At 47.4% G+C, this 13,415-nt stretch carries 11 protein-coding genes; 1 reads left to right on the top strand and 10 read right to left on the bottom strand.

The window, feature by feature from the left end:
* Positions 1–147 precede the first annotated feature (147 nt).
* The 6 genes from ACLWNV_RS05080 to hutU form a co-directional block, all read right to left on the bottom strand.
* The gene (locus ACLWNV_RS05080) at positions 148–1,689 is read right to left on the bottom strand and encodes a sulfatase-like hydrolase/transferase (RefSeq protein WP_413587621.1); all 1,542 of its coding nucleotides are present in this window, start codon (positions 1,687–1,689) and stop codon (positions 148–150) included.
* Between the two features lie 272 nt (positions 1,690–1,961).
* Positions 1,962–3,092 carry a formylglycine-generating enzyme family protein gene (locus tag ACLWNV_RS05075; RefSeq protein WP_413586830.1) on the bottom strand — a complete coding sequence of 377 codons (1,131 nt, stop codon included), beginning with the start codon at positions 3,090–3,092 and terminating at the stop codon, positions 1,962–1,964.
* Positions 3,093–3,201: 109 nt separating this feature from the next.
* On the bottom strand, positions 3,202–4,014 hold the full coding sequence (locus ACLWNV_RS05070) for an ABC transporter ATP-binding protein (RefSeq protein ID WP_413586829.1): 813 nt from the start codon (positions 4,012–4,014) through the stop codon (positions 3,202–3,204).
* Positions 4,014–4,841, bottom strand: coding sequence for an ABC transporter permease (locus tag ACLWNV_RS05065; RefSeq protein ID WP_413586828.1), 828 nt, complete (start codon positions 4,839–4,841; stop codon positions 4,014–4,016). Before ACLWNV_RS05065 ends, ACLWNV_RS05070 begins: the two co-directional genes overlap by 1 nt.
* Before the next feature lie 6 nt (positions 4,842–4,847).
* Positions 4,848–5,831: an ABC transporter substrate-binding protein gene (locus ACLWNV_RS05060; protein ID WP_413586827.1), complete on the bottom strand. Its 984-nt coding sequence runs from the start codon at positions 5,829–5,831 to the stop codon at positions 4,848–4,850.
* Positions 5,832–6,017: 186 nt separating this feature from the next.
* Entirely contained in the window at positions 6,018–7,664 is a 1,647-nt protein-coding gene (hutU, locus tag ACLWNV_RS05055) for a urocanate hydratase (protein WP_413586826.1), read from the bottom strand.
* Between the two features lie 121 nt (positions 7,665–7,785).
* Here hutU and ACLWNV_RS05050 point away from each other — a divergent pair, with 121 nt between their 5' ends.
* Positions 7,786–8,400, top strand: coding sequence for a tRNA-uridine aminocarboxypropyltransferase (locus tag ACLWNV_RS05050; RefSeq protein ID WP_413586825.1), 615 nt, complete (start codon positions 7,786–7,788; stop codon positions 8,398–8,400).
* A gap of 16 nt (positions 8,401–8,416) precedes the next feature.
* Here the strand turns inward: ACLWNV_RS05050 and ACLWNV_RS05045 are convergent, their stop codons facing one another.
* The 4 genes from ACLWNV_RS05045 to ACLWNV_RS05030 all read right to left on the bottom strand — a co-directional run bounded on the left by ACLWNV_RS05045 (position 8,417) and on the right by ACLWNV_RS05030 (position 13,397).
* Entirely contained in the window at positions 8,417–10,252 is a 1,836-nt protein-coding gene (locus tag ACLWNV_RS05045; RefSeq protein ID WP_413586824.1) for an amylovoran biosynthesis protein AmsF, read from the bottom strand.
* A 389-nt stretch (positions 10,253–10,641) separates the two neighbouring features.
* Positions 10,642–11,022, bottom strand: a complete 381-nt coding sequence (locus ACLWNV_RS05040; protein WP_413586823.1) for a hypothetical protein — start codon at positions 11,020–11,022, stop codon at positions 10,642–10,644.
* A 77-nt stretch (positions 11,023–11,099) separates the two neighbouring features.
* Positions 11,100–12,641 (bottom strand): histidine ammonia-lyase, encoded by a 1,542-nt coding sequence (gene hutH / locus ACLWNV_RS05035; protein ID WP_413586822.1) that lies wholly within the window; start codon positions 12,639–12,641, stop codon positions 11,100–11,102.
* A 210-nt stretch (positions 12,642–12,851) separates the two neighbouring features.
* Positions 12,852–13,397, bottom strand: a complete 546-nt coding sequence (locus tag ACLWNV_RS05030; protein ID WP_413586821.1) for a hypothetical protein — start codon at positions 13,395–13,397, stop codon at positions 12,852–12,854.
* Positions 13,398–13,415: the final 18 nt, after the last annotated feature.

Here is a 13,415-nt window from a genome sequence, read left to right as displayed (position 1 = left end):
ATGACAGTTTGAGATCTATTCGGACTTTATTAAATGCTCTGAAGTAGTTGTTACGATTTTTTGATATATATGAATTAACTCACATCTAGAATTTGCCAGGTCCTGCTTGGATGCGTTTAATCCGCAAGCAGGACCTTGGCACTAAACTTACAGACCGATGACTTTCTTAGGAGGATACTTTTTAAGAACTTCCATGTAGCGATATAATTCTGCCTGCAGTGGTACGCCCATTGGAATATGACGAATCCCAATGGTCTCGTCTTCCTTAGGGTTTGTGTATAAGTTAAATAAATTACTGCCGCTGGAGTTTTGCACAGTTCCACTGAAACCGCCAATGTGCCCCGCTTGTACAACTGAATTCATGATTTGCACCAAGGGCATAAATTTAAATTCATCCACGCGTACTGCAGAAATTTTATCATTCCAGAAATAAATCACACTGCGACGATTCGAAACACCTTCATCAGCAAGCCAGAAGGATGTTTGATCAATACCATCAATGTATGTCTTGGATGGCACCATTTTTCCAACTGCAGCGCCTGGCTTACCGGCAATGCTTAATGCAGTATTAAAAATATCTGAGAAATCAAAAAGCCCCTCGGAACGACGTGGCTGAATCATACCTTTCCAGTACACAAACGTCGGCCCGCGCACGCCACCCTCCCAAGTGGAACCTTTAGCGCCACGGAATGGAGTGTAACCGTGAGGAGCCACTTCGGCCTCAGGCCCGTTGTCAGAACCAAAGAACACGACAGTGTTTTCCAGCTGGCCCGTTTTCTCCAGCGTATCGATCAGACGTTTGAAAATATCATTCATCTCGACGATACAATCACCATACGTAGTGCGTGCCAAAGATTTACCCTGATACTTTTTGTTTGGATAGTTGTCGAAGTGGCAGCCGCGAGTTCCATAGTATAGGAAGAATGGCTTTTTCGCTGACTTCTGTTGTTCAAGGAAATTCATCGCATAGTCAGCCCATTTTTGATCCAGGTCTTTGATAGTTTCGGTATTGATTTCGTAAAGGTTTTCTATCTTCCCACCTTTTTTCGCATGCACATCGCTCTTATTGAATGGAAGATTCAGAATGTACTTAAAGCGCTCAGGAGATAAAGCCACTTCGGGGTTAAATACGGGATCGCGCCATTCCGTATACATGTCCGATACAGAAAGGAATCCACGGAAATCATCAAAGCCCACGTTATGCGGCAATGATCCGTCATTCTCACCGATATGCCACTTACCCACCGCTTGCGTGGTGTAACCTTGTTTAGAAAGAAGTTGTGGCAAAGTTGTTGCCCCCTCTAAGCCTCCTGGCTGTCCATACATTGGCGGAGCCTGGATACCGTGATGGGCCTGATTTTGACCCGTCATGATTGTTGCGCGAGTGGGTGAGCAACTGGGCTGTGAATACGCCGATGTAAGAATCAAACTTTCGCTAGCGATTTTATCCACATCCGGTGTGGGATTCCCAACTGCGGTGCCGCCTCCGTTAAAGCCAAAGTCACCATAACCCACGTCATCCAATAGAAAAACCACGATGTTCGGTTTTTTACCGGTCTTTTTTTCAAGCGCTGCGAGTTTTTCGCGGGCTTGTTTTTCGTGTTGAGGGTTTTCTATCACCGGCTCCATGTTGCGGGCGATTTCTTTGGCTTTCTTTACGAGATACTGATTCGGGTGATCGTACCCCATCGTGCCATCGCTTTCGGTGGCTGGTGCTTTGGTAGCTGATCGTGCGGTCTTTGTTGCTGAGCTATTTGATTCTTGTGCTTCAGCGAGAGTGAACCACGTAGCAACCAAAAACAGTAAGACAAATATTCCTATCCCACGTTCCACGCGCATTGCTTCCTCCTGACATTTTATGTTTTATAAAATTGTGCGGAATCAGACTCGGTTTACTCAACCACAGAGCTTGGCGTTTGATTCAAAACAGATAAATAATCTTTAGTTTTTGCCAACTGACGTCAGCGATCCTGGACCAAGCGAAATCCTACGTGGGGCGCACCACTTGTGATGTCACCTTTGCCACGCGTGCCGGTTCGGTAGCGACTGCAGTATTGATCCGTGCACAGAAACGATCCGCCTCGCTGAACTTTCTTTTTTACTTTTGGTTCTGCGGGGTCAAAGCTTGCTTCGGGACCTCGCGGATTTTCAGAAACGCCACCTTGGGAGATTTCATGATAATATGTGGGATGATACCAATCAGAAACCCACTGCCAGACATTTCCTGCCATATCATACAGGCCATAACCATTGGCTGGAAACTTGCCGACGGGAGCCAAGTCCTCAAACCCGTCTTCAGCGGTGTTCTCTTCCGGAAAAGATCCTTGCCAGGTATTTGCCATGAACCTTCCATCAGGTTTTAGTTCATCTCCCCAAGGGAATAGTTTTTCTTCCAGCCCGCCCCGAGCTGCGAACTCCCACTCGGCTTCTGAAGGCAGTCTTTTCCCCACCCACTTTGCGTAGGCTTCGGCATCTTCATAGGCGATTTGCACAACAGGATAGTTAGCTTTATTTTTAATATCACTTTGCGGACCCTGTGGATGCTGCCAACTCGCCCCCACTGACCAAGCCCACCATTTACGATGATCATTTAGGGGCACGTGCGATGGCGGGGGCGTAAATATAATAGATCCCGGTGCAAGCATCTCTTTCGTGTATCCGGGAAACTCCTTGGGATCCAGAGGACGTTCAGCAACAGTTTTATAGCCAGTTGCTTTCACGAACCTTGCAAAATCGGCGTTGGTTACCACGTACTTATCCATCCAAAATCCACTCACTCGAACTTTGTGAACAGGATGCGCATCGGGAAAACTGGGATCCTTGTCGCCCATGACAAACTCACCACCGGGAATCCAAACCATTCCTGTTTTATCGCTGTTTTGCTCTGTTTGTATTTGCGATGAATTATTAGAAGTTGAACCTGCGAGCGCCCGCAATCCCGCAGAAGGCGTTTCAGTAATACAGTACTGACCATGTGGCGGATTGAATTCAACAACCTCGCTCTGCTTATGATATGCATACGCCGCATAAGCCGTCGCCGAAGTCACCAGCACTGCACCAGAAAAATAAATGAAGCCTTTTTTAAAGTTCATTCAGATATTTAAGTAAGGAAGCAAGACCGACGACAATGTGTAATTTCGCAGAAAGGTGCCAGGTCCTACTTACGGATGCCTCGCATCCGTAAGTAGGACCTGGCACCATTTAGTCCCCAGTGGAACCACTAAGCTGCGCGTTTTGGAAGCGGTTCTGCTCGGCCATAACCATGTCGCTGATTTCGCGTTTCAACGCATTGAAATCGTTTGCGGCAGGATTTCTTGGGCGAGGCAGGTCCACAATCAAATCCTTCTTAACTGTGCCCGGGCGATAGGTCATGACCACAATACGGTCGGCAAGATAGATCGCCTCTTCCATACTGTGGGTGACAAAGACCACGGTTTTTTTAGTTTCCTGCCAAAGCTTAATCAGCTCATCCTGCAAGCTTCTGCGAGTCAGGGCATCCAAGGCACCAAAGGGTTCATCCATCAGCATGATGGGTGGATCCAGGGCCAACACACGCGCGATGGCCACACGCTGGCGCATCCCGCCTGAAAGATCTTTGGGGAAGCGTTTACGGAATTCAGTTAGTTTTAGTTTTTCCAACAGCGAATTTAACGTCGCCTGGATTTTATCCTCGGGTACCGTCTTTTTGATGCGCAGACCGAAAGTGATGTTGTCTTCCACCGACATCCACGGAAAAAGAGCATACTCCTGGAACACCATACCGCGATCGGGGCCGGGTTCTAAGATCTTCTTTTCCTCGACCAGAACCTGACCATTCGTTGGCAGAGAAAATCCTGCAATCGCATTTAGCAAAGTACTTTTACCACAACCTGACGGTCCCAATAGGCAAAGGAACTGACCTCGCGGAATTTCCAGATTAATGTCTTTTAAAGCGATGACATCTTTCCCTTCAGCGCCGCCGTGAAAAACCTTATCAACGTTCTGAATTTTAATTTGCGTTTGTGTATCAGCCATTACTCAAGACCTCGATGCCAACGTAGCAAATGATTATTTAATTTATCCACCACTGTATCGATCGCAAGGCCCAAGAGCCCGATCGAAAACATACCGGCGATAATTTTATCGGACCAGAAGTATTCGCGGGCTTCCAAAATGCGATATCCCAAACCACTGTTAACCGCGATCATCTCGGCCACGATCATACAGATAAAGCCTGTGCCGATACCGATGCGCACACCGCTTAGAATGTACGGCATCGCCGCTGGCACGATGATTTTCCTAAACATCAGGAACGAGCCAGCTCCCATATTACGAGCGGCGCGAATATAGATGGAATCCACCGCACGCACACCGACAATCGTGTTCATTAGAATCGGGAAGAAAGCCCCTAGGGCAATCAGAAACACCGCTGGTGGATTACCCAGACCGAACCACAAAATCGCCAGTGGAATGTAGGCGATCGGTGGAATCGGACGCAGAACTTGGACGAGTGGATTCATATAGTCGTAAACTTTTTGACTGGCACCCATCACCAAACCCAGTGGCAATGCCAGAACTCCACCAATCACGCAGCCCAACAGGACACGGTAAAAGCTGGCCCAAAGATCATGCAATAGCTCTCCGGAAAATATCCATTCAGCCCGTGACATGGTTCCTTCAGGATCAAAGGGTTCCATTGGCATAAGATATTGATACCAACGAGTGATCACCGCCGAAGGTGCTGGCAGAACCTGCGGGTTCACCCAGCCCATGCGCACCACGATCTCCCAGACGGCAACAACCAGAATTGGCACCCAAATGCCTTTTATGCGAGTGCTGAAATCAACCTTTGCCTTAGCCATTCACACCTACTTTACACCCAGGGATTTTTTTGCGTCTTCCAACAAATCAATTTTCACCCAGTCAGCCGCTTTTGGAACTTTCTCCATGCGACCCACACCGTACTTGTGCATAAAGTCTGTGGTGATTTGAATGTGTTCAACTGTCAGGTGATATGCGTACGGAGAGTTGCCAATCGCATCTTTAAAATCCTGCGGAGTGATTTGTCCTTTAAAGACTTTCTCGACTACGAATTTTTCTGCGACTTCCGGTTTATCCATGAAAAGCTTGGTCGCTTCAACGAAGCACTTCATGAATCTTTCCGCGACATCTTTTTTCTCGTTATACATTTTCTCGGTCATAACCAAGGTACGAATCGGCATTCCCATTGGTGTGTCGTAAGGTTTCATCAGCTCCACACCCCAGCCTTTATTAATGGCTTGGGAGGACTGCGGTTCACTCTGTGCCATGGCGTCGATTTGTTTGGCTTGTAATGCCTGATTCAAATCCGCGAAAGCCATGTACACGATCTGCACGTCTTTGCCTTTTTTATCGGACCAGGTCAGATTGTTTTTCGCAAGCTCCGCCAGAAGTAACAACTCCTGCGCTCCCCCGCGGGCCACACCCACTTTTTTACCTTTGAAATCTTTGATGGATTTGATTCCCAGCTCTGGGCGAACTACGATGCGTGCGCCACCTTCAGCGAAACCTGCCACTGCATATATAGGTACTCCGCCAGAGCGTCCTGCAATCGCCGCATCTGCAGCACTGGCTGCGACGTCAATTTCGCCTGCGATAATTGCCGGCATGATGTCGATACCTTTGGCGAACACGCGCTCGGTAACTTTCAAATTATACTTACCGCAAAATTCAGGAAGGTAACTGATGGCTCCATAATGGGCGAATTTCAGATTACCAACACGAACCAAATCCGGTGTTTTTTTAGATTGAGCGTGGGAGAAACTTAAAGGTGCTAAAAGAAGAACGCTAAGAATCCACTTGTGAGATAGCATTTCTGACCTCCAGGGTTAAGACCAACGCTTTATGGTCTGCCTCATGGCACAAGAAAGCAAATAAGTTTTATCTGAGATTAAACAGCGTTTGTCTGAGGGGGAAATTATCAAGCAGAGACAATGTGAATATGAGAAAAAAGGCCGAAGTTTTTTAAGCTTCGGCCAGCAAACTAACCAGTAAAGTAACTAGATCCAGCAACTATTTACGCCGCGCTCTTGCGCGACTTGTTTTGCCAGCTCATAGCCAGCATCCAAGTGTCTAAATACACCCATTGCTGGATCGGCAGTTAACACTCTTTCAAGGCGTTTCGCCGCTTTTTCAGTACCGTCCGCAACGATCACTTGGCCTGCGTGCTGGCTGTAACCCATACCCACACCACCACCGTGATGCAAGCTGACCCATGTGGCACCACAAGCCGTGTTCACCATGGCATTCAAAAGCGCCCAGTCACTGACTGCATCAGAGCCGTCTTTCATCGCTTCTGTTTCGCGATTCGGAGAAGCCACTGATCCGCAATCCAAATGGTCACGACCGATCACGATCGGTGCTTTCACTTTTCCTTCAGCCACCAGTTGATTTAGCATTGCGCCCGCTTTTGCGCGCTCGCCGTATTCCAGCCAGCAGATACGTGCTGGAAGACCTTGGAACGCAATACGCTCCTCAGCCATATCCAACCAACGAAGAAGATCTTTTTTGTGAGGGAATAGTTTTCTCATCGCATCGTCAGTCACTTTGATATCAGCTGGGTCACCAGACAATGCCACCCAACGGAATGGACCAGAGCCTTTGCAGAACAAAGGACGGATGAATGCAGGAACAAATCCTGGATAATCGAATGCGTTTTCCACACCTGCTTCTTGAGCACGGGCGCGAAGGTTATTACCGTAATCGAAAGTCACAGCACCTTTGTCTTTCATCGCAAGCATTCCACGCACGTGTTTTGCCATAGAGTCATACGCGGCTTTCAAATACGCTGTCTGATCTTTTTCGCGGAAAGTTTTTGCAGTCTCGACTGTGTAACCTTCTGGGATATAACCCACCAAAGGATCATGCGCAGAAGTTTGGTCAGTCAAAAGATCCGGAGTGAAACCCTTGTCGATCAACTGGTGAATAACGGTCGCCATGTTGCCTTGCAGAGCTACGGATTTCGCCTCGCCCGCTGCTGTGTATTTTTTAATACGTGCAATCGCATCGTCGATGTCTGTTGCAACTTCGTCGATGTATTTTGTTTCAAGACGTTTTTGAATACGAGTTGGATCGATTTCTACGGCAAGAACGCAAGCTCCTGCGAACACACCTGCCAGAGGTTGTGCTCCACCCATGCCGCCCAAGCCCGCAGTCAAAATCACGCGGCCTTTAAGATCACCGTTGAAATATTGGCGACCAGCTTCAACGAAGGATTCATACGTCCCTTGGATGATGCCTTGAGTTCCGATGTAGATCCATGAGCCTGCCGTCATTTGGCCGTACATCATCAATCCTTTTTTATCCAACTCATTAAACACTTCCCAAGTGGACCACTTAGGAACCAGGTTCGAGTTCGCCAGCAAAACTCTTGGCGCGTCTTCGTGAGTTTTCAGGATACCGATTGGTTTACCGGACTGAACCAAAAGAGTTTCATCGTTTTCTAATTCTTTAAGTGCTTCCAGAATTTTATCGAAGCACTCCCAGTTGCGCGCAGCTTTTCCGATACCACCGTACACCACCAGATTTTCCGGGTGTTCTGCGATGCTTGGATCCAAGTTGTTTTGAATCATTCTGTAAGCGGCTTCCTGCAGCCAGCCCTTACAAACCATCTTATTTCCAGTCGGTGCTTTTACTACGCGAGACATGATTACTCCTTTGAGTTTCGAGGGCTCAAAACTAGCAAAGCCCGCTGGTTTTGCCAATTGAGCGCGGTGCAGCAAGGAGGGATAAATTGACTGTCAGAAGCATCACGATAGAGATAGTCCCATGATTCCAGACCGCAAACGTAAAACCAAAGATCCCTGCCCCGTATGCTTTATGAATAAAAGCCGCTGCGTTTGCGAGTTCATTCCGAAACTGGATCTGAAAACCCGCCTGTGCCTGGTGGTTCACGCGAAAGAGTTAAAGCGCACAACCAACACAGGCCGCTTGGCGGTTGAAGCTTTGGTGAATAGCGAAATGCGTATTCGCGGAGCCGATCAAAACGCTTTGGACTTGAGTGATTTACTGACGCCTCAGTATCGCACCGTCATGTTTTATCCATCAGATGATGCCAGGGAATTGACGGCAGAGTTTGTCGCCGAAGATCCCCGCCCGATTCAATTGATCGTGCCCGATGGAAATTGGCGCCAAGCCAGCAAAGTTCACTATCGTCATCATGAGTTAAAAGATGTCCCGCGCGTGATGATCAAAACTCCGAATCAGTCGCCAATACACATGCGCGCAGAAAACACTCCGGAGGGTATGGCGACATTGCAAGCCATCGCGGAGGCTATCGGAGTTATTGAAGGTGATTCCGCTAAAGAACCTTTAATGAAATTGTACCGCGCAAAACTTGAAGGCACGCTTCAAGGTCGCGGAATAAAGCCTGATCATTTCTGATCAGGCTTCGAATTTATTACTTCACATCAAAATAAGGAATTGCAACTTGTTCACCATTAATCACCACAGACAAGTAACCTTTGGCTTTGCTTGTGTCGACCTGCGCAGCAGTTAGAACCCGCGACGCCATCAACAAATCACCCTGCTCGTTACCACCGATTCCGGCTTTTCCATTGTGCACACTAAAGCGCTGAGGAGCTACTGGACTGTTACTCGGCGGATTTTCAGCAGTCATGACGGGGTCAAAGCGTATGCATTGTCCAGCCATAAAGCGATCCTTACCATTAGTTTTCATTAACACCATAACCACTGGAGTCCAGTTCGCAATCTTCACGAATACTCTGGTATCTGTGGCAGAACGTTGCACAATTCGTACTTCCAGCACGGGAGAATTTCCTTCGGCCGACCAACTGGCTTCCGCCAACTTATCCGTTTTGTGTTGCATATGAATGATCGCGCGCCCGCCAGTAGTTTTTCCACTCACCGGATTCATAAGTACCTGAGTGTCACTGCCGTTGCCGTACTGTGTTTGACCAAATAATTCAATTTCCCAACTGTCTCCCATGTTAGGAGTAAAGAAATTTCCCAACTGAAACCAAGTCGCCTGACCTGTATCGTTGCTCAGCCTAAAACGTGACGTAAGGAAATTATACTTCAGACTGCCGTCAAAGGCGGCACCAAAGGACTCAACCCTCGATGATCCCATCTCCCATGCACTCAACCAGCGGCTAGGGTTGGTGCCCTGCATGGTATTGTCAATACTGCTTCCAGATTGCAAATTAATCTGACGCGAATTCAATCGCGACCAACGCGCGTTCAACGGATTCGTACAGCCTTCAAGACTTAAGGCATCAATAATCCATTGTCCGTTGGAGATATCTCCTGGATCTTTACAATGCTCAATCCACCCATTATGAATTATCGACTGAGTACAACGTGGCAAGTTTAAAACTTTTCCACTTGTGCATTTTTGAACGTTGAAGTTGGAAAGCTCAACCGCAGTGCTGTGATCCCAAGCTCCAGCTTCTCGGTCTGACCATCTAGCTCTAACAATATCATTTATACAGGCATTAGCGTAGAACTGGTCAATTTTGCAATCTAGCGTATCCATCAGACTTAAGGAAGCCCCTCCGACATTCTGAAAGCGCAACTGCGATCCACGGAAAAACTGTCCACCCTCACAAATATTATCAAAGAACCCTTGGTAATTCATAAATTTATCAATCTGTCCCTTAAAGATCAGATTTGAAAGCTCCGCTCTGCGCGCATTGACTTTAAACACTTGAGAAGTCTTGCCATCCGATATTATCGTTGTTGCAGCGAAATAACCGAAATTTACACTAGCTCCCGCCACACGGAAAAATGGAATCTCTGCCGTTCCCATATCCACACGAGATACAAAGAAAGTACCCGCAGGAAGTTGAACGCCCAATTGCACTAAGTTGTTAGCTTTTGACCATGCATACATCGCTTTGATCGCCGGTGCCGCATCAGTTGTGCCGTCGGCCTTGGCACCAAAATCAAAAATGGTCAGATTGTTGGGATCATTGATCACGCGACGCCAATAAAAACCACTACCAGCAAAGACAGTCCCGCCATCATCTGTTCCACTTGCCAAGTAACCGATAAAGTCGCCACCACCAACGTTTAACCCCGAATGGTAGCTTCTTACTGTCATCTTAGCGCCATTAACTGAAGGGCGTGTAGTTCGCAGCTCTATTACAGACCCGATGTCTCCCTGAGAAAAATTTGCTGGCAAAGGAGCTGCTTCCGCAACTCTGGAAACAGTAGCTAGTGACAGAGCAGTAACCAAAGAGTTCGCCGCGGATTGCAACATTTGTCTTCTTTGCATGAAACATCCTTATGTTAATTGAGGCTGGAGTGGTTACGATCAGCCCCAGAATTTCTGTTCAAGATGTTAATAGGATCCGGCTGTGGCCTCCAAAGCGTCAATAGCGGCTCGTCGTAATCTCCTGGAGCAAACAGAAGTAGAAGCTCAATTATTTTACAAAACTAAATAACGTCGAATTTAACGGCTCCTGACGACTGAATCCAAATTTTTCCGCCGTTAATTTCAGAGGACACTATTTTATTTTCCAGGTCTGGGATGAATCAATTTCGCACGTGGCTTATCGCGCCAGAGCGCCCTTAAAACGCAACAAAGTCCGTCTTTTTGAGACATATCTGTGCATAGATGAAACTAAAAGCGGCCCTGAAGAGCCGCTTTATCAAAATCTAAATTTAGTAAATGTCTTCGTCGGAACCTTCGAAGAACCCGTTCGGTTGCAAACCGAAGCCTGGCACATTATCGTCAACCCGGCAGCTTAAACGGCAGTTCGAATTGCAACTCACCCAAGCAGTATTACCTGGGGCAATATACCCCGGTGAACAACGAGAAGTGCAAGAAGGCAGTCCATACGGAGTCCCTTGCTTAATGTAGCAAGTAGAACGCGCGTTACTCTCTGCGGTCCTCTCGGCACGATCTTCGATATTGCGAGGACAAAAGCTATCCCCACCTTTGCAAGAACCAGAAGCACTGCCCGTGCCTGTAACCCAAATCGTTTTTGAAAACGCTGGTACAACCAAGAAGCTCATCAATACAAAAGTCATCAATGCTTTCATTTAATCTCCTTTTGCCCAAAAGGCGCCTGGCGCCTTCCGGGTCTGCGATGCGTTACGAAGGATGCAGAGGGGTTAGATTACCACTCTAATTCGCCTACCGTTTTTTCTACGACGGACATTAGTTCGCCGGATACCATCATGGCTTTGATAGCTTCGACGTCCTTGTTGAAGATGCGATCTTCTTTTGCGAACGGAACTGTTTTTCTGATGTGGTCATGCACAGCTTTTACTGCAGCTGCTGGTTTTAGCGGAGCTAGCAAATCAATGGCTTGAGCACCGGATAGAAGTTCCATCGCAACCACATGCTCGGCGTTTCTTAGGATTTGTGCAAATTTTCTTGCTGCAATAGTTCCCATTGAAACGTGGTCTTCTTTTTCAGCCGAAGTTGGAATGGAATCCACAGACGCCGGGTGAGCCAAAACTTTGTTTTCACTTACCAAAGACGCTGCTGCCACTTGTACGATCATGTGACCAGAGTTCAAGCCCCCGTTTGGTGTCAGGAATGGCGGAAGGTCACTCATTTGTGTCGAAATCATTTTGGAAATACGGCACTCAGAAATACTTGCTTGAGAAGAAACCACGATCCCCGCGAAATCCATCGCGTGCGCTACCGGCATCCCGTGGAAGTTACCGCAAGAAAGAACTTTATTAGCATCAGCGAATACCAATGGATTATCTGTGGAAGAGTTCGCTTCAGTTTCCAAAACTTTGACTGCGTAACGAACGCCGTCTTTAGCCGCGCCATGAACTGCCGGCATACAACGAAGGGAGTACGCATCCTGCACACGGTGATCCTGGTGCTCGTGCAAATGGGAGTCACCAATTTCACTGGAGGCACCCATAAGTTTAATCAAATTTCGTCCCGTCATTCCTTCACCAGCGTGAGGACGACTTGCTTGAATCAATGGATCAAATGGTTTTCTGGAACCACGCAGTCCTTCCAAAGACATCGCACCGGAAAGATCCGCCAGCCACAACAGACGACGAGCTTCCCACAAAGAAAGCAAACCAATCGCCGTCATCACCTGACAGCCGTTGATCATTGAAAGACCTTCTTTGGCTTTCAATTCAAGTGCCGTGATTTTTTTCTTCTCTAGAAGTTCTTTTACGTGAACAGGCTTGTTATCAGCACCCCATGCTTCACCCTCACCGATGATCGTCAAAGCCAAGTGCGACAATGGAGCCAAGTCACCAGAAGCACCCACAGATCCTTGAGATGGAACAACCGGGATGATGTCGTTATTTAGGAATTCCAAAATTTTATCGACAACAGCCGGACGAATACCGCTGTGACCTTTGGCCAAAGCATTCGCACGCAAGATCATCATCGCGCGAGTTTCAGTTTTCGTGAACGGAGTACCTACTCCTACTGAGTGTGAACGAATCAGATTTCTTTGCAGTTGTTCGATTTGCTCGTCAGAGATTCTGACAGAAGAAAAAGCACCGAAGCCCGTGTTCACGCCGTACATCACTTCGCCGCTGGAAATACGACCCTCGATGTAATCGCGGGACTTTTTCATTTCAGCGCGTGCTGAATCCGCCAACTCCACCTTCATGGAAGGTGTGTGCGCAGCTTTATACAGATTTTCGATCGTGATATTTTCACCAGTCAATTGCATGGCGGGAACTCCTAATTTCATTCATAAAAACAAGGACCCGATCCTAGCGCAACGCCCCCCTAAAAGGTACGCCGTACCCACCAGAAACGCGCCGCGTTCCCGGAAGGCGCCAGCCACCTTTTGGGAATGCGGCGCATATATGGGGTTTTGGGAATAAAAAAAGCCGGCTCGGGGCCGGCTTTAGACTCAATTTGTATTTGAGATATAAAATTAGAACTGAAGAGGCAAAGAAACTGAAATCATCCAAGAGTCCATTTTACCTTTAGAAGCCCAGTCACCTGTATCAGATTCAACTTTGTCGATGTTTTCCATGATGTACTCTACGTTCAAAGAGATGAATGGAAGGAACGTTGTCCCAACACCCAGTTTTACCGGTTTACCTTTGATTTTTGGATTACCAGTGCCGTCCATTTTGATTTCGTCCATCAAACCGTAACCAACCCAACCTCTAAGCAGGATTGGCAAATCGATACCTGCAACGGCGTAAAGAGTATTACGTTTTGCATCCATATTGGATTGACCATCTGGTTTATAATTACCGCTCACACCCAAGTTGTAATCCACACCCAACCACAACATCACTGGAGTTTTATAGGCCAAACGCGCACCCATATTTACCAATTCCGTTTTCGCCGTTGTCGTCGTATCCGTGTGACTGCCCATTTCGTAACCCAAATACGGCTCAATCAAAATATCTGCTTTCGCAGTTGCCGAGAATCCAACTAAAAGCGCTAATACTAGCCACATTTTTTTCATAACTTCTCCTTTTTGTAA

Source organism: Bdellovibrio sp. HCB274, assembly GCF_047306075.1.
Taxonomy (GTDB): domain Bacteria; phylum Bdellovibrionota; class Bdellovibrionia; order Bdellovibrionales; family Bdellovibrionaceae; genus Bdellovibrio.
Note: the sequence above shows the minus strand (reverse complement) of the source record. Positions and strands in the feature narration are given on the sequence as shown.